Origin of the sequence: Streptomyces sp. NPDC058469, from assembly GCF_042721125.1 — a bacterium.
Classification (GTDB): Bacteria; Actinomycetota; Actinomycetes; order Streptomycetales; family Streptomycetaceae; genus Streptomyces.
The window spans coordinates 1-18,587 of sequence record NZ_JBHXME010000115.1; the positions used below are offsets into that span (position 1 = coordinate 1).

Here is an 18,587-nt window from a genome sequence, read left to right on the forward strand (position 1 = left end):
CGCACGGCCTTTCCGGATCCGCCCCTCGTTTGATTGGCCTGCCCATGACCGACATCGCTCCCACGGCCATACCGCCGACCGCTCAAGTCACCCTCGCCGACGGGCGGGTGGAGCTCGCCCCGGGGTCTCCGCTGCCCAGCGGGCCGTACGCCAACGACGATCTGCTGCCGGTTCCCGTCGAGAAGCGCACCTGGACCACGTACAACTTCTCCGCGCTGTGGGTCGGCATGGCCCACAACACGGCCTCCTGGACCCTCGCTTCCGGCCTCATCGCCGTCGGGATGGACTGGAAGCAGGCGGTGTTCACCATCGCCCTGGCCAACCTGATCGTGCTCGTGCCCATGCTGCTCACCGGGCACGCGGGACCGAAGTACGGCATCCCCTTCCCGGTCTTCGCGCGTGCCTCGTTCGGCGTGCGCGGCGCCAACCTCCCTGCCGTGGTACGGGCGTTGGTGGCCTGCGGCTGGTTCGGCATCCAGACCTGGATCGGCGGTGAAGCGATTTACTTCCTCGCCGGCAAGCTGATCGGGGACAGTTGGGCGGGCGCCTCGCACATCGGCGGGTACGCCTGGACGATGTGGCTGTCGTTCGCACTGTTCTGGGTGCTCCAAGTGGCCATCATCTACCGGGGTATGGAGACGATCCGCCGCTTCGAGAACTGGGCGGCGCCCTTCGTGCTCGTCGGCGCCTTCGTGATGCTGTGGTGGATGAGCGACAAGGCCGGTGGCTTCGGCCCGCTCTTCGACCAGCCCTCCAAGCTGGGCTGGGGCGGCAGCTTCTGGAAGCTGTTCTGGCCCTCCCTGATGGGCATGATCGGCTTCTGGTCCACGCTGTCCCTGAACATCCCGGACTTCACCCGCTACGGCAAGAGCCAGAAGGCCCAGACGTGGGGCCAGGCCCTCGGACTGCCGACCACGATGACCCTGTTCGCGTTCCTGTCGGTGATGGTCACCTCCGGTTCGCAGGCGGTCTACGGCACGGCGATCTGGGACCCGGTGCAGCTGGCGGCGAAGACGGACAACGTCGTAGGCCTGCTCTACGCGTTGGTGACCGTGCTGGTGGCGACCCTGTCCGTGAACATCGCGGCCAACCTGGTCTCGCCCGCCTTCGACTTCTCCAACATTGCGCCCCGGAAGATCAGTTTCCGCACCGGCGCCCTCGTGACCAGCGTCCTCGCGGTGCTGATCTTCCCGTGGAAGCTGTACTCCGACCCGCAGGGCTACATCTTCACCTGGCTCGGTCTGGTCGGCGGTCTGCTCGGCACGGTCGCCGGCATCCTCATCGCCGACTACTGGATCCTGCGCCGCGGCAAGCTCGACCTCGCCGACCTGTACCGCAAGGGCGGCCGCTACTGGTACGACAACGGCTGGAACTGGCGGGCCGTCGTCGCCTTCGTGGTGGGTGGCGTACTCGCCGTCGGCGGCGCCGACTTCCACCCGCTGATCGACGGCCGGCCCATCCCGGCCCTGTCCTCGCTCGCCGACTACGGCTGGGCTGTGGGCCTGGGCACGTCGATGGTGCTCTACGTAGTACTGACGTTGCTGACCGGGAAGGAGACGGAACCGGTGGCGGAAGCGGCGCCGGAGACCGTCGAGGCGTAGGACTTCTGCGCTGGGGGGGGGCGGTCGAGGCTAGCTGGCCTTGCCGCCCTCCAGTGCGGTCACCGCCTCCTTGGCGGCCTTGATCGCACCCTTGTTGATGACGTCCGTACTCGGCGCCTTCTTGTTCTCGAAGTCGCTGCCGTTGTACGTGATGGTCACCAGCGCGTTGCCCGCGCGGACGACGACCGTGCCCTCACGCGTCTGCTGCTTGTCCTCTGTGGTGAGGTTCACGATGGAGTAGGCGGAGTCCCCGAGTCCGGGGACGGCCCCGCCGCCGCTCTTCTCCTTAGTCGTCTCGGTGTACGACTTTTGTGCCGCCGCGTCCGATTCCGTGATCTCGTACGACACGTCGAGCCAGCGGTAGTCGTACCCCTTGAGCGCGTTCCACGAGCAGGTGCGGCGCACCTTCGTGTCCGTCGACGGGATCTCCTTGCCGGCCGTCTTCGCCCCCGGCACCAGCGACTTGATCGTCGCCACCGCCACACTTCCGCACGGGGCGGGGGAGGTGGCGTACGCCTTGGCCGCGGTCGTCTTCGACGGGGCCGAGGCCTCGGGCGAAGCGCCGGACTCGGGCGTCGACTTGTGATCGGCGGTCGTCGTCGCGGCGAACGGACCGGACGTCAGGGCCCAGCCCATCGTGGCGAGCACGACGACCGGCGACAGACGCGCGGTGAGAGCGAGCGGCAGAGGAAGAGAACGCAAGTCGCACTTCTCGTGGGGGACGGTGCGGAGCGAGTCCGCACTGCGGACGGGGACGGCCAGTGTCACATGACTCCCTGTGAGGCGGAAGTGTGAACTCGCTCCGTGCCCGCGCGGTGACAGTGCCTCACTGTGGACGGGCTGTGTGTCCCCAAATGTCTGTCCCCTGTGTGCGCCTCAGGGTCGGGTGACGGGCGCGCGCATCGTCGTTTCGATCCGTTCGACGGCCGCGAACGCCCCGTACGCGACGAGCCGCACCAGACTCGCGTCACTGTGCCGCGCCCCGCGCCAGGCGGCCACGTCCTCCTCGGCGATCCGGTACGGCGCGAGCGCGGCCAGTACCGCGAGGCGCGCCGCGGGCCGCTCCCGCCGGCTCGGGAAGCCGCGCAGGACGACCGGCGGATGCGAACCGTCCCAGGCCCACAGCGTCTCCCGTACGAGCGTCCGGTCGTCCGCGTCGAGGAGGTCGGCGCCCGCGAGCGCGGCCGTGCGCAGCGCGTCGTAGGCCGGGCCCACCGGGGTTCCGGCGGCCCAGTCCGGGCCGGGTCCCGGCTTGTCGAGCAGGGGGAGCGCCGTGCCTGGTACGGCACTGCGGCGCACGGTGCGGGCGACGGAGCGGCCCGCGAGGCTCCGTACCGCCCGGAACCGCTGGGCGTTGCCCGGCAGGAGCTGTTCGGTCAGCAGGGCCGACACGATGCGGTTGATGAAGTGGAAGGCGAGGGCGGTGCCCAGGTAGGCGGGTGCCTGCTCGCGCGGGAACGGGTACGGCACCAGGGCCGCGCCCGGGACGCGCGTCCGGCGGCCCCAGTCGAGCACGCGCGCGTGCTCCTCGTTCTCCGGTGTGCCGCCGCGGGCCAGGTGCTCGGCGAGGGCGTGGTCACCGGTGGCGTGCAGCAGGACGGTGTGCGCGTCCGCGCAGAACGGGCACTTGTTGGCGAGCGAGACACCGAGGGCGGCCAGCTCCTTGCCGGTGCGGCTGCCGGCGCCCGCGATCAGCGACTCCCGCATCAACGCCCAGGCGGGCGCCAGGAGTTCGGGCGCGGAGGACAGGACCACGAAGGTCGGGGGCCGTTCGATCCCGAAGTCGACGGCGATCTGCTCGAAGACCTCGGCGGTGCGGCCCGCGGCCGACTTCGGAGACGGGGGCCGGGTGTGACGGAAGGGTGTGGGCATGGCAGCAGCGTGTGCTCCCCGGGTGCCCGTGGTCGTCGTACCGGTGAAGGGAGTTGACGCTGCGCCGGCAGGGCGGGCCGGGCCGGGAAAGTACTGCGTGGGGAGTAGTCCAGGAGTTGTCCACAGGGCTGACGCCCGGGTCGGCGCGGCGGTCTAGTGTGCGGACATGAGCGGGTATCCGGTCGATGTGACCACACGCAGGCGGCTCGCCGACGCGTCCCTCGCGGTCGTGATCGGCGCCCTCGTCGTGACCGTCGCGGCCTTCGACGCGGACACGACCGTCGTTGACTACGCGCTCGCCGCCCTCGCCTCGGCGGCCCTGGCGTTCTACCAGACGGCTCCGATAGCGGTCCTCGCCGTGGCCACGGCTGGAGAGGCGGCCTACGTCCTGCACGCCCACCCGGGGCCGATCGCCGGTCTGCCCGTCCTCGCCGCCATGCATACGGCGGCCCGCGCGGGACACCGCCGTTGGGCGGGCGCGGCGGGCGTGGTGTTCCTGGGGGCGTACTTCACGACGGGGCCGACGACCCAGCAGGTGGTCGAGCGGACCGCGCTCATCGCCGGCTGGTTCCTGTGCGCGGTGGTCACCGGCCTCGCCGACCGCAACTGGCAGGCCTATCTGCGCCAGACCGAACAACGCGCCCTGGAGGCCGAACGCACCCGCGAGGAGGCCGCGTTGCGGCGCGCGGGCGAGGAACGCCTGCGCATAGCAAGGGAGTTGCACGACTCCCTTACCCACAGCATCTCGATCGTCAAGCTCCAGGCGGGCGTTGCCGTCCATCTCGCCCGCAAGCGCGGCGAAGAGGTGCCGCCCGCACTGCTCGCCATCCAGGAGGCGGGCGGCGAGGCGATGCGCGAACTGCGGGCCACCCTGGAGATCCTGCGCACCACCGAGGAGCCCACCGGCACACCCGCGCTGCTCGTCGAGCGGGCCTGCGCGGCGGGCCTCGCCGTCGAACTCGCGGTAACCGGCGAGGAACGCCCCCTCGCCGCGACGGTCGACCGCGCGGTGTACCGCATCGTCCAGGAGGCCCTCACCAACGCGGCCCGGCACGCGGGCCCCGCGAAGGTCAGCGTCCAACTCGACTACGGGGACGGTGACTTGACGATACGAGTGGAGGACGACGGAGCGGGCGACCCCGGCTGTCCGCCGAAGCCGGGCATCGGCCTCACCGGCATGCGGGAGCGCGTCGCGGCCCTCGGCGGCACGCTGCACACCGCCCCGCGCGCGGAGGGCGGCTTCTCGGTACGGGCCGAACTGCCGCTGGGGGAGACGGGATGATCCGAGTCGCGGTCGTCGACGACCAGGCGCTGATGCGTGCGGGCTTCCGCGCTCTCCTCGACGCAGAGGACGGCATCGAGGTGGTCGGCGAGGCGGCCAACGGCGAACAGGGCGTGGCCCTCGTCCGCGCGCAGCTCCCCGACATCGCGCTGATCGACGTACAGATGCCGGTGATGACGGGCATCGAGGCCACGCGCCGCATTGCCGCCGACCCGTCCCTCGCCGCGGTCCGGGTCGTCATCCTCACCAACTACGGCCTGGACGAGTACGTCTTCGAGGCGCTGCGCGCGGGCGCCAGCGGCTTCCTCCTCAAGGACACCGAGCCGGCGGACCTGCTCCAAGCGATCGGGATCGTCGCGGGCGGCGAGGCCCTTCTCTCCCCGGCCATCACCCGCACCCTCATCGGCGAGTTCGTGTCCCGGCCCCCGGACCGCTCCACCCCCTCCGGCCTGGAACACCTCACCCGCCGCGAACGCGAGGTCACCGCCCTGGCCGCCCGCGGTCTCACCAACGAGGAGATCGCCGCCCACATGGTCATCAGCCCGTTCACGGCGAAGACCCACATCAGCCGTGCGATGACCAAACTCGGAGCCCGGGACCGGGCCCAACTCGTCGTGTTCGCCTACGAGTCGGGGCTGGTGAGTGCCCGCGCGCCGGAATCCCGTTGCGAGCCGGACGCGCCGGATCGCACCCTGGGGCGATGACCGAGACGACACGCGCGCAGGACCCCGCCGTCCGTGTTCGCGAGGAGATCCTCGCCTACTACGCCCAGGGCGAGGAGGACGGCCGCCTCAGACAGGGCTCCGAGCGGCTGGAGTTCTGGCGGACCCAGGACGTGCTGCGGCGCCTGCTGCCGACGGCTCCCGCGAAGGTGCTGGACGTCGGCGGAGGCAGCGGCATCCACGCCGAGTGGCTCGCGCGGGACGGGTACGAGGTCGAACTCGTCGACCCCGTACCGCTGCACGTGGAGCAGGCGGGCCGGCTGCCGGGGGTCACCGCCCGCGCCGGGGACGCCAGGGCACTGCCCGCCCAAGACGCCTCGTACGACGTGGTGTTGATGCTCGGGCCGCTGTACCACCTGCCCGAACGGGCCGACCGTGTACGGGCGTTGGGCGAGGCGCGTCGGGTGGTGCGGCCGGGTGGGCTGGTGGTCGCGGCGACGATCAACCGGTTCGCGGGACTGCACGACATGCTCAGACAGGAGTTGTACTTCACCGCCCCGCACCGCGCGCGGATCGACCGCGAGATGGAGGAGGGACACCACGACTCCGAGGACGGCGGCCTCTTCACGACCGCGTACTTCGCCCAACCGCACGAAGCCCCCGAGGAGTTCACGGACGCGGCCCTCACCGTCGAGGGCCAGTACGGCCTCGAAGGCGTCGCCTGGCTGATGGGCGGCGTCGAGGACTGGCTGGACGACCCGGACCGCCGCGAGGCCGTCCTGGCGGCCACCCGCCGTATCGAGTGCGAGCCCACACTGCTCGGCACCAGCGGCCATGTGCTGACGGCGGGGAAGCGCACGTCCTAGTGGGACGAGTGGTGTTGGGGGAGCGTTCGGCAGCCGGTACCCGGCGCGCAAGCCCGCCGTACCGCAGCCGTCCGTAGCGTGACGCCGTTCTCCTACTCGGTATTGGAGCGGACATGGACAGCTCTCCCACGGGTGACAGAGGTCTTGACGACCACCAGCGGCACGCGGCGGGCTGTGAGTGCCCCCGCACCGCGGACCTCGACGGTGACGGCATCGCCGCGTCGAGCCGCCGTACGTTCCTGCACCGGGCCGGTGCGCTCGGTGCGGGAACGGCCGCGGCCGGGCTGCTGGGCGCGGCTCCCGCGTACGCGGAAAGGGGCGACGGCGACCCGTACGGCCAGACAACGATGTCACCGTCGCCGCGCGGGACTTGGGGCCCCGATCCGGACAACCCCCGGTTCACCGTCGTCGTGATGCCCGACACGCAGTACATGTTCGACCAGGACCGCATCCACCCGGTGCCGATGGAGGCGTCGTTCCGCTACGTCCTCGACCCGGAGGGCCGGGCGGGCGGCAACGACGAGAACATCGTGTTCCTCGCCCACCTCGGTGACGTGACGCAGAACGGGCTCGCCGAGGAGTACGCGGCGGCCACCAAGGTGTTCGACATGCTGGACCGCGCGGGCGCCTCGTACGGCGTGCTGGCGGGCAACCACGACGTCTCCTCCGACGACCAGCGGGGCCGTACCGCCTACTTGGACACCTTCAGCCCGGCGCGGGCGAGGAAGACACCCGGCTACCACTCCTCCAGCCCCGACGGCTACAACACCGCGCACATCTTCCGCGCGGGCGGCCGCAGTTGGATGCTGCTGTCGCTGGACTGGCGTCTGTCGGCCAAGGGGTTCGCGTGGGCCAGCGCGGTGATCGCCGCGAATCCGACGCTGCCGGTGATCGTCACGACGCACGAGATCGTCGGCTCGGACGAGGACGGCGCGGCCGAACTCTCCAGCTACGGACAGCAGTTGTGGGACGGCCTGATCAAGGACAACGACCAGATCTTCCTCACCCTCAACGGCCACTACTGGCCGCCCGGCAGCACCGTGCTGAAGAACAGTGCGGGGAACGACGTCCACCTGCACATCACCAACTACCAGGACCGCTACTACGGCGGCGCGGGCATGATCCGCTCCTACCGCTTCGACCTCGACCGAGGCATGATCGACGTCGCCACCTTCTCGCCGTGGATCCGCGAGCTGGCGGAGAAGGGCGAGTTGAACGCCCTCGCGGCGAAGGAACTCGAACTGACCTCGAAGGTCGACTACTTCTCGATGACGATCGACTTCGAGCAGCGCTTCGCCGGGTTCGCCCCGGTGTCGCCACGCAAGTCCCGCCCGGCTGGACGGATGTTGCTGCCGGGCACGCTGGCCTACTGGCGGTTCGACGAAGGCGGCACGGCCGGTGCCGAGGTCGCCGCCGGCACGGTCGTCAGGGACCAGGCGGGCCACGGCAACGACCTGATCCTGAAGAGCGTCCCGAACACCCCGCCGCACGCGCTCACTTGGACCGGCGACCATCACCCGGACCAACCCGCCCACGCGGGGCTGGTGTTCGCGGGCCAGGGCAACCCGGTCAGCGGCGCGTACCTCCAGACCGTCGACCAGGCACCGCTCAACCGGGAGACCTTCGCCCACGGCTTCACCTTCGAGGTCTTCTTCAAGGTCCCCGCAGACTGGGACGGCGGCCGCAACGGCTGGTCCTCGATGCTCAGCCGCGCGGGCACGGCAGCCCAGGCCGGCAAGAACGGCCCCTCCGCCACCGCCGACGAGCCCGTCCTGACCATCAGCCTGTCGAGCTCCGTCGAACTCCAGTGGAACGCCTATCCGCTCAACCAGAACGGCGCCACCACCGCCTGGAGCCACCTCCTCCAGCAGGAGGAGTGGTGGCACGTCGCCGTCGCCAACGACGGCCGCATCAGCAAGCTCTACGTCAACGGCTGCGAGGAGGGCCGCAACCCGACCAGCACGGCCGTCGGCCTGACCACCCTCAACATGCCGTTCCTACTGGGCGGTTACCAGTGGGCGGGCGTGGTCAGCCAGGTCTTCCACGGCACCATCGGCGACGTACGGATCACCGATCGGGCGCTGCGGCCGGGGCAGTTCATGAACGCCTAGGTTCCACTGATTCCCCGGTTCGGTAGATTTTCCGTATGTTCACCACCCGCCCCACGCTCCAGGGCACCCTCGGCATGGAGGCCCCGTCGGTGGGGCGCTGACCTGCGGATTCGGAGCCCCTTGAGTCTCTGACCTGTGGGAACGCGTCTTTCTCGGCGCCTTTCACAGGGGTACCGGTTTGTGCCGCTCAAACTCCCCAGAGCCTCCCCGAGCGACGAGAACTCCCCAGCCGCTCCCCAGAGGAGCGGCTGGGGAGGAACCGGCAGAGTGCCGCCTGCCTGCGATTATGGGCTGCAGCGCAGCGGTTTCAGGGTGGGCTTCGCGGCGCCTCAGGCTCCTGATGGGCAGACTGCCTCGGCAAAAGGCAAGAGAGGATGTTGCCAACACATCCACCGCCGCGGATACCTCAGCGGCCTCCCGTGGATAGCCGGGGCTGGCGTCTGAGAGCCGGTGCAGAGTCCCAGGCTTATGGCCGAGTCGGACGGGAGGCCCGCCGGTCCACCCTGCGCCGTGAGGTCCGCGCCGCGGCTCTCACCGTGGTGGCGGGAGTGGCGCCGGCCGGAGGGCAGGACCTGCGGCCTGCGGGTGAACGCTCGAGTCCTGCGCCAGACTTTCCTGCCGACAATTGCGCAACCTGGAGGCGAAAGTCGACTCGGGCGGGGCCGCGCGTATCGAGGCGGGCGGCCCGGCGAGCGGACGGGTCCTGGACGTGGGTGTGGCCGTCCGGCCCACTTGGTCGTGAATGCAGGCGGCCGTTGTGTGGAGTTGTGAGGTTGAGTTTGGGATGCGGCCTTTCGACGTGTGGGCAGGCGGTGGCGGTGGACTGTCAATGAGCTTCTTCAGCGTTGCCTCTCCAGGGTGAGGATGGCTTTGGCGATTGACGTCATGCGGTTTGGGCTGCACCGGGATCTGCGGAAGATCTGCCAGGACTTCAGGCGTGCGACGCCGCGTTCGACCGGTGCCCGTGCCGCGGCCAGGGCCCGGTTGAGGGTTTTCTCGGTGGGGGTGAGTTCCTGCAGGGGCCTGCGTTTGATGCCGGTGCTCACCCAGCGGCCGCCGCCCTGGTAGGCGAGGTCGGCCAGGACGGGGACGCTCTGGCGCTCGCAGATACGGATGATCCGGTGGGCGCGGGCAGCGGTCAGGTCGTGGGTACGGCCGGGCAGTTGGGGTTGAGAGCCACAGCAGCCGTCTGCCTGGGCGGGTGACCACCTGCAGGTTCACTCCGTGCCGGCGGCGTTTGTGGGAGTAGTCGACCCGTCCATCGCCGACCCGGTCGCACTCGGCGAGCGTGCCGTCCAGCAGGACGAAGTCCGCATCACTCTCGCGCAGGACCTTCAGCAGACCCGCCACACCTTCGGCGAGCAGGTGGATGACCGCGCTGGTGTAGGCGTGGGCGATGGACTCGCTGATCCCGAACCCGGCAGCGGTCTTCGCCAGGGTCGTGTGTTCACGCAGGTACACCAGTGCCACCATCGCGCGCTGGGACGGGTGGAGTTTGCAGCGCCGGTCACCCTCACGAGTGACGATGAGCATCGTGACCCACTCCACGAGCGCATGGGGCAGGTCGAGTGCGGCAGGACAGCTGACCAACGAGGCCCCCGAGCAGCGTGGTTGAGACGTCAGACATCTCGATCAACAGCCCCGGGGCCTCGCTCGTTGCGCTTCATGGACCATCACCTGATCGGTGGCCCACTCGAAGAAGCTCAGTGCACGGACCTCGACCGTGGCGGATGACACGGCCGCCCACCGCGGCCCTCTCATGCCACCTGAACATACTCAGGCTTCCTTCGACGGAAAGGCCGGACAGCAGCCAGGCCCGCGGTAGTGACCGAAGCGGTGTCGTCCTCGGGGCCGAACCGGCGAGTGTCCAGCACGGCGGTCCACGAGGTGCGATCCGGGGTCAGCGCGGCCACGACCGAGTACGGTCGGCCCGGGATGATCTGCGCGGCCGCCTTAGAACGGCCTTGGCTGAGCTCGGCGTACAGGGCGCCGTAACCGCGGCGGTGTTCAGCGATCGGCGACAGCTCCATCGGCGTCCTCACCAGTCCGTCCGCACACGGCAGTGCGTGCGTCAGCTCGAAGAAGGCATCCGCCCGTGCGGACAGACACCCGTAGAAGGCCGTCCGAAAGCGTGACGGCTCCGCGAACGCACCCTGTTCGCCGAGCCGTTCCGGCGCGCTCATCACGACGGCCTTCTTCGTGAGCACCTGCTTCTCGTCGCAGAGTTCAGGATCACGGAGAAGGCCGCCCCGCCACGCTTCTCTCTGGTCGAAGATGGTCAGAGCAGGGTCGCGTACTGGACCTGGAGGCCCCAGTCGGCGGAGTCCGCGGGATTGATGTCGCCATAGGTGACATCGATGGAGTTCGCATTGGCCACGACGCCCAGATCGCGGATGTGGTTGTCACCCGCGACGCCAGAGCCCAGGTTGTCCATGGAGAATCCCCGGATGACCTTCTCCCCGGCGGCGGCGAAGTTCGTGGAAGTAGCGACGCCGTGCACCGTGTTCTGGACGCTGCTCACTGTGCCCAGCCTGGACCGGGGCACCCAGGCGTAACTGACGTCGTAGGTGTAGGCGTCGTCGCCGTTGAGATCCTCGAACGCCGTAGTCAGCTGGCTGTTGTTCTCCGACACCGCGATCTTGTCCAGGTGGTGATCGGCGCTGTCGTAGGTGAACCGGAAGCCGGTGAGCACGAAGACGACGTCCCCGACCGGTCGGCTGAGGAGCGGCCGGGTGCACTCCCCCGCGCAGTTCCCGTGGAACGACGCCTGCACGATGCCGGACGGATCGACGTACTCGTGGGAGACGCGGTAGCTGTAGTTGTCGTCGCCGTTCTCGTCGGCGAAGGCGATCTCGACCGCGGACTGCTGCGCCAGCGGTATCGCCGAGACCTGGCGGATGTGGTGGTCACCATCGGTGAAGTGGTATTGGAAGCGGGCGAGCAACGGCACGCCGGACGCGCTGACGCTCCGGGTCACCGTGCCGTGGCCGCTACCACTGAGCTCGTTGAGCGCCTGGACGCTCACGTTCTGGGCACCCGGCGTAGCCATGCCGGGTGCCCCGGCCAGGGCCACCGCAGAACCCGCCATCGCAGCAACCGCCATGACCCGGACCAACGCTCTTCTCTCCATCGACTCCCCCTCGGATGTGTACTGGAACTCGGTTGCGCCCCCCGTACCCCCCCCCGTGCCCGTGCCCTCCTCGTCGCCCGGGTTGGCGGGATGTGGACCGCACTGCCTCAGAGTGCCCGTGCCGATGTTTGAGGTCATGAGTAGCCGTTACTCACTTCGGGCTGCACTCAGGACCCCCCTTCAACGAGTGTTTCCGCTCTGCAGACCGGACCGCCGGCCGGACAGTCCCTGTCGCTCCATCAGCCGAGCAGTAGCATGCAGGTCGCCGGTGTCGCCGCCGGAGCCCTTCCACTCATGGGCGAAGGTGTGGCGGGTCTGCTGAAGGTCCTGCGCGAGAGTGATGCGGACTTCGTCCTGCTGGACGGCACGCTCGCCGAGTGCGACCGGGTCGGCGATGGACGGGTCGACTACTCCCACAAACGCCGCCGGCACGGAGTGAACCTGCAGGTGGTCACCCGCCCAGGCAGACGGCTGCTGTGGCTCTCAACCCCAACTGCCCGGCCGAACCCACGACCTGACCGCTGCCCGCGCCCACCGGATCATCCGTATCTGCGAGCGCCAGGGCGTCCCCGTCCTGGCCGACCTCGCCTACCAGGGCGGCGGCCCGAGGCTGACCACCGGCATCAAACGCAGGCCCCTGCAGGAACTCACCCCCACCGAGAAAACCCTCAGCCGAGCCCTGGCCGCGCACCGCCTACGCCCAACTCGCCGCCCTGCCCTGGCAGTCCATCGCACTCCAGCACACCGCCTCCGGGACCGGACATGGACGCCACGAGTCCCGCTCGATCAAGACCTGCGGGATCGCCGACGAACTCGGCGGAATCGCCTTTCCCCACGCCCGCCTCGCCATCCGCGTCCATCGCCGCCACAAGCAGACCGGCCGTCGTGAGACCCGTGACAGTGTCTACGCCGTCACCAGCCTCGACGCCCATCAAGCCGGGCCCGCCGACCTAGCCGCCGCGATTCGCGGGCGCTGGGCAGTCGAGAACTCCTCGCACCACATCAGGGACGTCACCTTCGCCGAGGACGCCTTCACCGTCCACACCGGGACCGCACCACGGGCCATGGCGACCCTTCGCAACCTCGCCATCGGCGTGCTGAAGACCCTCGGAGCCGACAACATCGCCAAGACCACCCGAGTGATCCGCGACGAGCCCCAACGAGCACTCCCCATCCAGGGCATCACCAACGATTCGGACAGCTACGGAACTTGATCAAGCCCTGGGCGAGACGACGGGGCGGTTTCGCATCACGGCAGTTCCCACACGGGATCGCCGACGCTGATGCTTCCGCCCGCGATGATCGGGCGGATGTACAAGCGGCCCTTCGTATTGTCGACCGTGAGAAAGTACTGGACGCCGTTAAGCTCAATCGGGACGCACAGCCAGAGTGCCGAGTTCCACCTACCTGACCAGGCGGGGTCGTCCACCACGACGGCTCCGGTCACGTCGTACCGGATCTCGCGGATGTTGACCCGCCCGGATACAGGGTTGCCGGTGAGAAAGTACTGGCGTCGGAAGCCGGAGGAGTCCAAGGTGAACGGCATGTAGAGCCAGTAGCCGGGATCCCAGTCCCGCGCCCAGACGGGCTCGCCGACCTGGATGACCTGCCACGCGTCATACGAGATCGGTCGTATGCTGATCCGTCCTGACGAGGTGTTCGCGTTCAGGAAGTACTGCTGTGTCGTGCCGCCGCGCTCTAACGTGAACGGCATGTAAATGGTGTATTGCGGGCTCCAGTCCCGCGCCCAGACGGGCCCCCCGACCCGAATGGACTTCGTCGCGGCGTAGAACCACACAGGCCGGATGTTGACGTGACCTGACTCCGTGTTCGCGCTGAGGAAGTACTGGTTCTTCGTGCCGCCGGACTCAAGGGTGAACGGCATGTAGACGGTGTACTGCGGATTCCAGTCCTGCGACCAGACGGGCTTCCCGACCGACATCTCCTGAGCAGCAGTGTCGTACTCGATCTGGCGAATGGTGACTTGCCCTGACGTGTTGCTGGCCGTGAGGACATACTGGTTGTCGCTGCCGCCGACCGCGAGCGTAAATGGCATGTAGACGGCCTGGCCAGGACTCCACTCCGCGGTCCACGCGGGCGGAGGCATCTCCAGGCGGGTCGCCACGGACCGATCGGGACGCACCTCCTGGATGACGGCATGGCCGATCTCACTGTCCTGGCCGATGACCCACTGCCGACCGCCCAGGGTGAACGGCGCGAGCGCGGAGAAGAAGACCCACCCCAGTTGTCCGCGGCTCCATCCGCACATCCTCCATTTGTTGTTACGCATCAGGCAGTCCAGCGGCGAGTTATTGATGTTCTCGCAGTTCCTGTTCTGCACCCGGTAGTACCCGTTGGTACTCAACTCGCAATGGGAGTCCTTGTATTCGTCGGCGGCGCCGAAGAGATGGGAGGTCTCGTGGCTGAATACGGTCATGGGCGAGGTCGGGTAATCCCTGCCGAGCCACTGCACCACCAACCTGTTCGCGCCCGCGTAGCCGAACCATGCCACGGCATACCGTGTCACGAAGGCAACGTAGCTCCATTTCGCGTTCTTGCGGGCCCGCAGTGCCTCCAGGTAGTCAACCAGGCCAGGATGTCCGGGCTTGTATCCGAGGTGCTGCATGGCCGCGTCCCGCCAGGCTCCCTCCGCCCGTTCGTAGCGCCAGTCCCGGTTGTAGAGGGGCTCACTGATGATTATTGCCTTGGTCTTCGGGTCAAGGACGATGGACCGGATCACGATATTGCCGGTGCTGGTATTCGCGGTAAGGAAGTACTGGACGCCCTGGTGGAGGAAGGGCACGTAGACGGTATAGGCGGAATTCCAGGTCAATGACCATGACGGGGCCTCGACCTGGACGGCGTGACTGGCCGGGTCGTACGTGATCTCGCGGATTTCTGTCCGGCCCGACGAGGTGTTCGCGGCCAGGAAGAACTGACGCAAAGAGGTCCCTGTGCCCAGTGTGAACGGCATGCAGACGGTGTACGCAGGGTCCCACTGTTGCGACCATACAGGGGAGTCCACCACGATCACCCCGGTCTGCTGGTCACGCGTGATCTCGCGGATTTCTACTCGTCCGGACGACGTGTTAATGGTCAGGAAGAACTGCTTCCGCGACGTGCCCGAACCCAGGGAGAACGGCATATAGACGGTAAAGTTGGGGATCCACTGACGCGTCCACGTCGGGCTATCCACTCGGACGGTCTGGCTCGCGGGGTCGTACGTGATCTCGCGGATTTCTGTCCGGCCCGACGAGGTGTTCGCGGCCAGGAAATACTGCCGGGTCTTGCCGCCCATCTCCAGGGTGAACGGCATGTAGGCGGTAATGGCAGGGTCCCCGTCGTGTGACCACGTGGGGGCGTCCATCTCAATGGTGTTACTCGCGGCGTCGTACCTGACCTGCCGGATATTGATCCGGCCCGACGAGGTGTTGGCGATTAGGAAGTACTGGCGGTCGTTCGTGCCGTCGCTGAGCCTAAAAGACATGCGTACTTTGTGGGCCGGGTCCCAAATCGTGCTCCACAATTCCGTCATGTCGGAGATATCCGGACTGGTCGCGCCGGTGATCTCACGAACCGCGGCCCACCCGGCCTCGCTCTCCCAGAACAGGAAGGTCCGGTTCGCCAGCTCGAACGTTAAGTAAGTGTCGTGGAAGGAGGTAGGCGTGTTGGGTGCATCGACCGTTACCCGGTGAGGGTCGTAAACGAAGGAAAGCGATGCGCGCGGCTCAGTGCCATCGAGGTAATCGGCGCCGTCAAAGAATTCCGCCATGGCCTCCATGTAGTGACCGTCGCTGATCACCAGGTCCGGACCAGGGCCCGAGACGAGTACGACGCCGACGGCCACCGATCCGCGCAGCACGGTGCTCAGCTCGCGCGGGACGTAGCCCGCCGCCTGCCGGGCCGCGGCAGCGTCTCGTTCCTGAGCAGCCAGCGCCGGGTCGCTCGAGGCATTCCGGGCGATCACCTGGTCGGCGGAATCTGCTCCCGCGGGCCCCGGCCGGCCGGATCGCCGCTGCCGCCATGCCTCCGTGAGCAGGAGTTCCGCCGGGGCTAATGATCCGCCGGGCTCCGTCGCGGACTGCCGTAGCTCGGCGGCCGCGTGCTCAGTTAGCTGGGCGACGAACGCCTGATCGGATAGTCGGTGCACGACGCGTCCGCCATGGTGCTCGATCTCGGCCACCGCTGCGGCGTAGTCCGAGGTGTACAGCAAGATCCCTGCATCAGGCATTCTCGGGTCTCCTTGTGCCTGGTCGCGTCCCCCGGGCCGCGGGGCAGGCGGGCGGTCTCGCGCCGCCGCACACCGACAGTCAGCGTCTTCTTGCCCAGAGATGGCCGTACTTGAAATATTTTTGCACGGACTGAGAACTTTTCATCCGCCCAGTAGTGCCCACTCTTTGGTCCGCTCGGTCCTCGTCGTCTTCACGGAGCGCTCGCTCCGTGAAGGGGGAACGGCACCTGCTGCGGGCGGCTGGCTTTCACCGGGTGAGCTCTACCGCGGTTTTACCGCGCCATGGACTGTGATCGTTGCCTGGCCTGTCAGCAGGACTGGTTCGAGGTCCTGTCGGCCTCGATGCCCCCTTGTGCGCGGGCGAGTTGGCTGATGGCCTGGGGAGATGCCTGACGCGCGGTCAGGTTGGTGATGGCGTAGACGGTCTCACGGGTGATCTTGCCGGTCTTCAGGGCGGTGCGGTGCCGGTGGATCTTCGCGGCCTGCGTCGCGTACGGGAAGTCCAGCCCGAGACCGGTGACGGTGAGCGTGCGCACCGAGCGGGTCTCGAGCCGGCCGTGCCCCGCCTCGCGGTCGTGGCGGCGGGCGGTCACCTCCTTCCAGGGCAGCGAGCGCAACGCGTCGTGCAGGGTGGGCTGGTTGGCTTGACCACGAACAGGCAGTGCGCCTCCTTCGCCTCCGCCAGCCGCCTGGCGTGGTCACGGTGGGTGTGCAGGGCGTCGGCGGTCACCACGACACCGGCCAGGCCGAAGGGAGCCAGCAGCTTCGTGAAGCCGGTGACCTCGGTGGTCTTGTCCGGCACCCGGAGCTGGCCGGCCTCGGCCACTGGTCGGCGCACACGGCGCAGCACGACGACCTTGCCCAGCTCTCCGTCGCCCTGATCGCCGGCCTGTTCCTGGGAGGCGCCGTGCTCACTGCCGCTCGCATGATCTGGCGCCGAGCCCGAACGCTGGCCGCGGCAGTGCTGGACACCGCCTGCATGCCCACCCGCGACGGCCTTGTCATCGTCGACGACGAGGCAGCCGACGCCTACGCGCTGCCGGGTCTGCCCGGCCGCGTCGTCGTCTCCACCGGTATGCTCCACGCTCTCGACGAGACCGAGCACGACATCCTGCTCGCCCACGAACGCACCCACCTGAGCGCCCATCACTACGCCTTCGTCGCCCTCGCCCAGTTCGGCGCCGCGGCCACCCCCCGCTGCGCCCGTTCGCCACCGCCGTCACCTACACCATCGAGCGCTGGGCCGATGAGAACGCGGCCACAACGACCGGCGACCGTCGCCGCGTCGCCCGTACGATCGGCAAGGCGGCCCTCGCCTCCCGCCGCGCCCCGGCCCTCGCCCGCGCCGCTGGCGTCACCCTCCGCATTCTCGGCATGCGTGGCCTCCGTAGGCACCGCGGTCCGCTCGCCGGTGCGGGCCCAGTACTCCGCCGGGTCGCCGCTCTCCTCGCCCCCCTCTGGAACGCCACCCCGCTCTCAGGACCGCGACCGCAGCCGTCCTGGTGGCCGCGCGCTCGCCACCGCCGAAGCCGCTCACGACCTTCATCTCCTGCTGGCGACGGTCGGTGCCTGGTAGCGGCCTTTGGTCTCCCAAGGCGCCGCCAATTGCACTGGTGCTGCAGGTCAGCTGCTTGTCATGCGTGAACGATCCGCGAGCGGACGGCTCAGCACGAGTCGTCGGGGAATGGATCGCCTACCAAGGTGAATGTGCTCTGACGTTCGTCTGAGTGTCAGCAGCAGGCGCAGCCTGCCTGGCAGCCGCACACATCCTCGGTGCGTGCAGTGCTCACGACCGGTGCCGCACAGCAGCCGTCACCCCGCCACGCGTCCCGGCCCTCCTTCACCGCCACCGCCGCGATGACGAGCCCCGCGATCGGGTCGGCCCACGCCCAGCCGAGAAGGGCGTTGACGACCAGGCCGACGAGCAGGACGGCGGAGAGGTAGGTGCACAGCAGGGTCTGCTTGGAGTCGGCGACCGCCGAGGCCGAGCCCAGCTCCCGCCCGGCACGGCGCTGGGCAGCGGACAGGAACGGCATCACGGCAAGGGAGAGGGCGGCGAGGACGATGCCGGGGATGGAGCGCTCCGCCTCGCCTGTGCCGGTGAGGGCGCGTACGGCATCCACCGTGACGTAGGCGGCGAGCGTGAAGAACGAGGCCGCGATGATCCGCAGCGTCGTCTTCTCGCGGGCCTCGCGTACGGCGTGGTCGCTCGCGGAGAACTGCCAGGCGACCGCCGTCGCCGAGGAGACCTCGATGACCGAGTCCAGGCCGAAGCCGACCAGCGCGGTGGAGGAGGCGAGCGCGCCCGCCGTGATGGCGACGATCGCCTCGATGACGTTGTAGGTGATGGTGGCGGCCACCAGCAGGCGTATCCGGCGGGTGAGGGTGTCGCGGCGGGCGGGGGACGGGCCGAGGGATATCGCGGTCATCGTCAGCAGCAGCCCTTCTCGTCCGCGTCGGGGCAGGTACGGTCCGCCTCTACGGCGAGGACGGCGGTGCGCAGGTCGTCCAAGGCGTGGGCGAGGCGCGGGTCGGCCAGTTCGTAGCGGGCGCGGCGGCCGACGGGGACGGCGACGACCAGGCCGCAGTCGCGCAGGCAGGCGAGGTGGTTGGAGAGCCGGGTGCGGGAGATGCCCAATTGGTCGGCCAGGTCTGCCGGGTGGGCCGGGGCCTCGCGCAGGGCGAGCAGCAGGCGGCAGCGGATGGGGTCGGCGAGGGCACGGCCGAAGCGGGCCAGGACCTCGATCTCGGTGGCAAGAGTCAGCACACCCTGACGATACAAGGATTCCTGAATTCAGGAAATCGTGGATCAATGCCCGCTGTGTGGCACCT

General features: G+C 68.8%; 14 protein-coding genes and 3 pseudogenes. 8 read left to right on the plus strand and 9 right to left on the minus strand.

All coding sequences use genetic code 11. The features are described from left to right. Positions 1-44 precede the first annotated feature (44 nt). A complete protein-coding gene (locus ACFWP5_RS36155; RefSeq protein WP_384166608.1) occupies positions 45-1,601 on the plus strand; it encodes an NCS1 family nucleobase:cation symporter-1 in 1,557 nt (518 codons plus the stop codon). Positions 1,602-1,631: 30 nt separating this feature from the next. On the opposite strand, the gene ACFWP5_RS36160 is transcribed toward ACFWP5_RS36155, so the two are convergent. Together ACFWP5_RS36160 and ACFWP5_RS36165 are read right to left on the minus strand one after the other, a co-directional pair. Further along, entirely contained in the window at positions 1,632-2,303 is a 672-nt protein-coding gene (locus ACFWP5_RS36160; RefSeq protein WP_384166611.1) for a hypothetical protein, read from the minus strand. A gap of 174 nt (positions 2,304-2,477) precedes the next feature. After that, positions 2,478-3,473: a carboxymuconolactone decarboxylase family protein gene (locus ACFWP5_RS36165; protein ID WP_384166614.1), complete on the minus strand. Its 996-nt coding sequence runs from the start codon at positions 3,471-3,473 to the stop codon at positions 2,478-2,480. 166 nt (positions 3,474-3,639) lie between these two features. Between ACFWP5_RS36165 and ACFWP5_RS36170 the strand changes: the two genes are divergently transcribed. The 4 genes from ACFWP5_RS36170 (at position 3,640) to ACFWP5_RS36185 (ending at position 8,394) form a co-directional block, all read left to right on the plus strand. Next, a complete protein-coding gene (locus ACFWP5_RS36170; RefSeq protein WP_384166617.1) occupies positions 3,640-4,755 on the plus strand; it encodes a sensor histidine kinase in 1,116 nt (371 codons plus the stop codon). After that, a complete protein-coding gene (locus ACFWP5_RS36175; RefSeq protein ID WP_384166620.1) occupies positions 4,752-5,459 on the plus strand; it encodes a response regulator in 708 nt (235 codons plus the stop codon). Before ACFWP5_RS36170 ends, ACFWP5_RS36175 begins: the two co-directional genes overlap by 4 nt. Next, entirely contained in the window at positions 5,456-6,283 is an 828-nt protein-coding gene (locus ACFWP5_RS36180) for a class I SAM-dependent methyltransferase (protein ID WP_384166622.1), read from the plus strand. Before ACFWP5_RS36175 ends, ACFWP5_RS36180 begins: the two co-directional genes overlap by 4 nt. Before the next feature lie 113 nt (positions 6,284-6,396). Continuing rightward, positions 6,397-8,394 (plus strand): LamG-like jellyroll fold domain-containing protein, encoded by a 1,998-nt coding sequence (locus tag ACFWP5_RS36185; protein ID WP_384166624.1) that lies wholly within the window; start codon positions 6,397-6,399, stop codon positions 8,392-8,394. Between the two features lie 839 nt (positions 8,395-9,233). Here ACFWP5_RS36185 and ACFWP5_RS36190 read toward each other — a convergent pair. The 3 genes and pseudogenes from ACFWP5_RS36190 to ACFWP5_RS36200 form a co-directional block, all read right to left on the minus strand. Continuing rightward, positions 9,234-9,984, minus strand: a pseudogene (locus ACFWP5_RS36190) (transposase family protein). A gap of 389 nt (positions 9,985-10,373) precedes the next feature. Then, a pseudogene (locus ACFWP5_RS36195) lies at positions 10,374-10,577 on the minus strand (transposase); the annotation flags it as partial. A 95-nt stretch (positions 10,578-10,672) separates the two neighbouring features. Beyond that, positions 10,673-11,524 carry a hypothetical protein gene (locus tag ACFWP5_RS36200; RefSeq protein ID WP_384166626.1) on the minus strand — a complete coding sequence of 284 codons (852 nt, stop codon included), beginning with the start codon at positions 11,522-11,524 and terminating at the stop codon, positions 10,673-10,675. Between the two features lie 306 nt (positions 11,525-11,830). Here ACFWP5_RS36200 and ACFWP5_RS36205 point away from each other — a divergent pair. Then, positions 11,831-12,218 (plus strand): annotated as a pseudogene (locus ACFWP5_RS36205) (transposase family protein); the annotation flags it as partial. Between the two features lie 370 nt (positions 12,219-12,588). Beyond that, positions 12,589-12,738, plus strand: a complete 150-nt coding sequence (locus ACFWP5_RS36210; protein ID WP_384166628.1) for a hypothetical protein — start codon at positions 12,589-12,591, stop codon at positions 12,736-12,738. Between the two features lie 35 nt (positions 12,739-12,773). On the opposite strand, the gene ACFWP5_RS36215 is transcribed toward ACFWP5_RS36210, so the two are convergent. Continuing rightward, on the minus strand, positions 12,774-15,755 hold the full coding sequence (locus tag ACFWP5_RS36215) for a hypothetical protein (RefSeq protein WP_384166630.1): 2,982 nt from the start codon (positions 15,753-15,755) through the stop codon (positions 12,774-12,776). A 308-nt stretch (positions 15,756-16,063) separates the two neighbouring features. After that, entirely contained in the window at positions 16,064-16,372 is a 309-nt protein-coding gene (locus tag ACFWP5_RS36220) for a hypothetical protein (RefSeq protein ID WP_384166632.1), read from the minus strand. 44 nt (positions 16,373-16,416) lie between these two features. Between ACFWP5_RS36220 and ACFWP5_RS36225 the strand changes: the two genes are divergently transcribed. Then, on the plus strand, positions 16,417-17,331 hold the full coding sequence (locus ACFWP5_RS36225) for a M48 family metalloprotease (protein WP_384166634.1): 915 nt from the start codon (positions 16,417-16,419) through the stop codon (positions 17,329-17,331). A gap of 154 nt (positions 17,332-17,485) precedes the next feature. Here ACFWP5_RS36225 and ACFWP5_RS36230 read toward each other — a convergent pair whose 3' ends face one another. Then, positions 17,486-18,184: a cation transporter gene (locus ACFWP5_RS36230; protein ID WP_384166636.1), complete on the minus strand. Its 699-nt coding sequence runs from the start codon at positions 18,182-18,184 to the stop codon at positions 17,486-17,488. Between the two features lie 2 nt (positions 18,185-18,186). Next, positions 18,187-18,522 (minus strand): ArsR/SmtB family transcription factor, encoded by a 336-nt coding sequence (locus ACFWP5_RS36235; protein WP_384166638.1) that lies wholly within the window; start codon positions 18,520-18,522, stop codon positions 18,187-18,189. Positions 18,523-18,587: the final 65 nt, after the last annotated feature.

Bases quoted from the DNA above. Each gene is read 5' to 3' on its own strand.
- ACFWP5_RS36185 (WP_384166624.1), top strand. From the start codon at position 6,397: ATGGACAGCTCTCCCACGGGTGACAGAGGTCTTGACGACCACCAGCGG.
- ACFWP5_RS36210 (WP_384166628.1), top strand. From the start codon at position 12,589: ATGGCGACCCTTCGCAACCTCGCCATCGGCGTGCTGAAGACCCTCGGA.
- ACFWP5_RS36200 (WP_384166626.1), bottom strand. From the start codon at position 11,524: ATGGAGAGAAGAGCGTTGGTCCGGGTCATGGCGGTTGCTGCGATGGCG.
- ACFWP5_RS36180 (WP_384166622.1), top strand. From the start codon at position 5,456: ATGACCGAGACGACACGCGCGCAGGACCCCGCCGTCCGTGTTCGCGAG.
- ACFWP5_RS36155 (WP_384166608.1), top strand. From the start codon at position 45: ATGACCGACATCGCTCCCACGGCCATACCGCCGACCGCTCAAGTCACC.
- ACFWP5_RS36175 (WP_384166620.1), top strand. From the start codon at position 4,752: ATGATCCGAGTCGCGGTCGTCGACGACCAGGCGCTGATGCGTGCGGGC.
- ACFWP5_RS36165 (WP_384166614.1), bottom strand. From the start codon at position 3,473: ATGCCCACACCCTTCCGTCACACCCGGCCCCCGTCTCCGAAGTCGGCC.
- ACFWP5_RS36215 (WP_384166630.1), bottom strand. From the start codon at position 15,755: ATGCCTGATGCAGGGATCTTGCTGTACACCTCGGACTACGCCGCAGCG.
- ACFWP5_RS36230 (WP_384166636.1), bottom strand. From the start codon at position 18,184: ATGACCGCGATATCCCTCGGCCCGTCCCCCGCCCGCCGCGACACCCTC.
- ACFWP5_RS36170 (WP_384166617.1), top strand. From the start codon at position 3,640: ATGAGCGGGTATCCGGTCGATGTGACCACACGCAGGCGGCTCGCCGAC.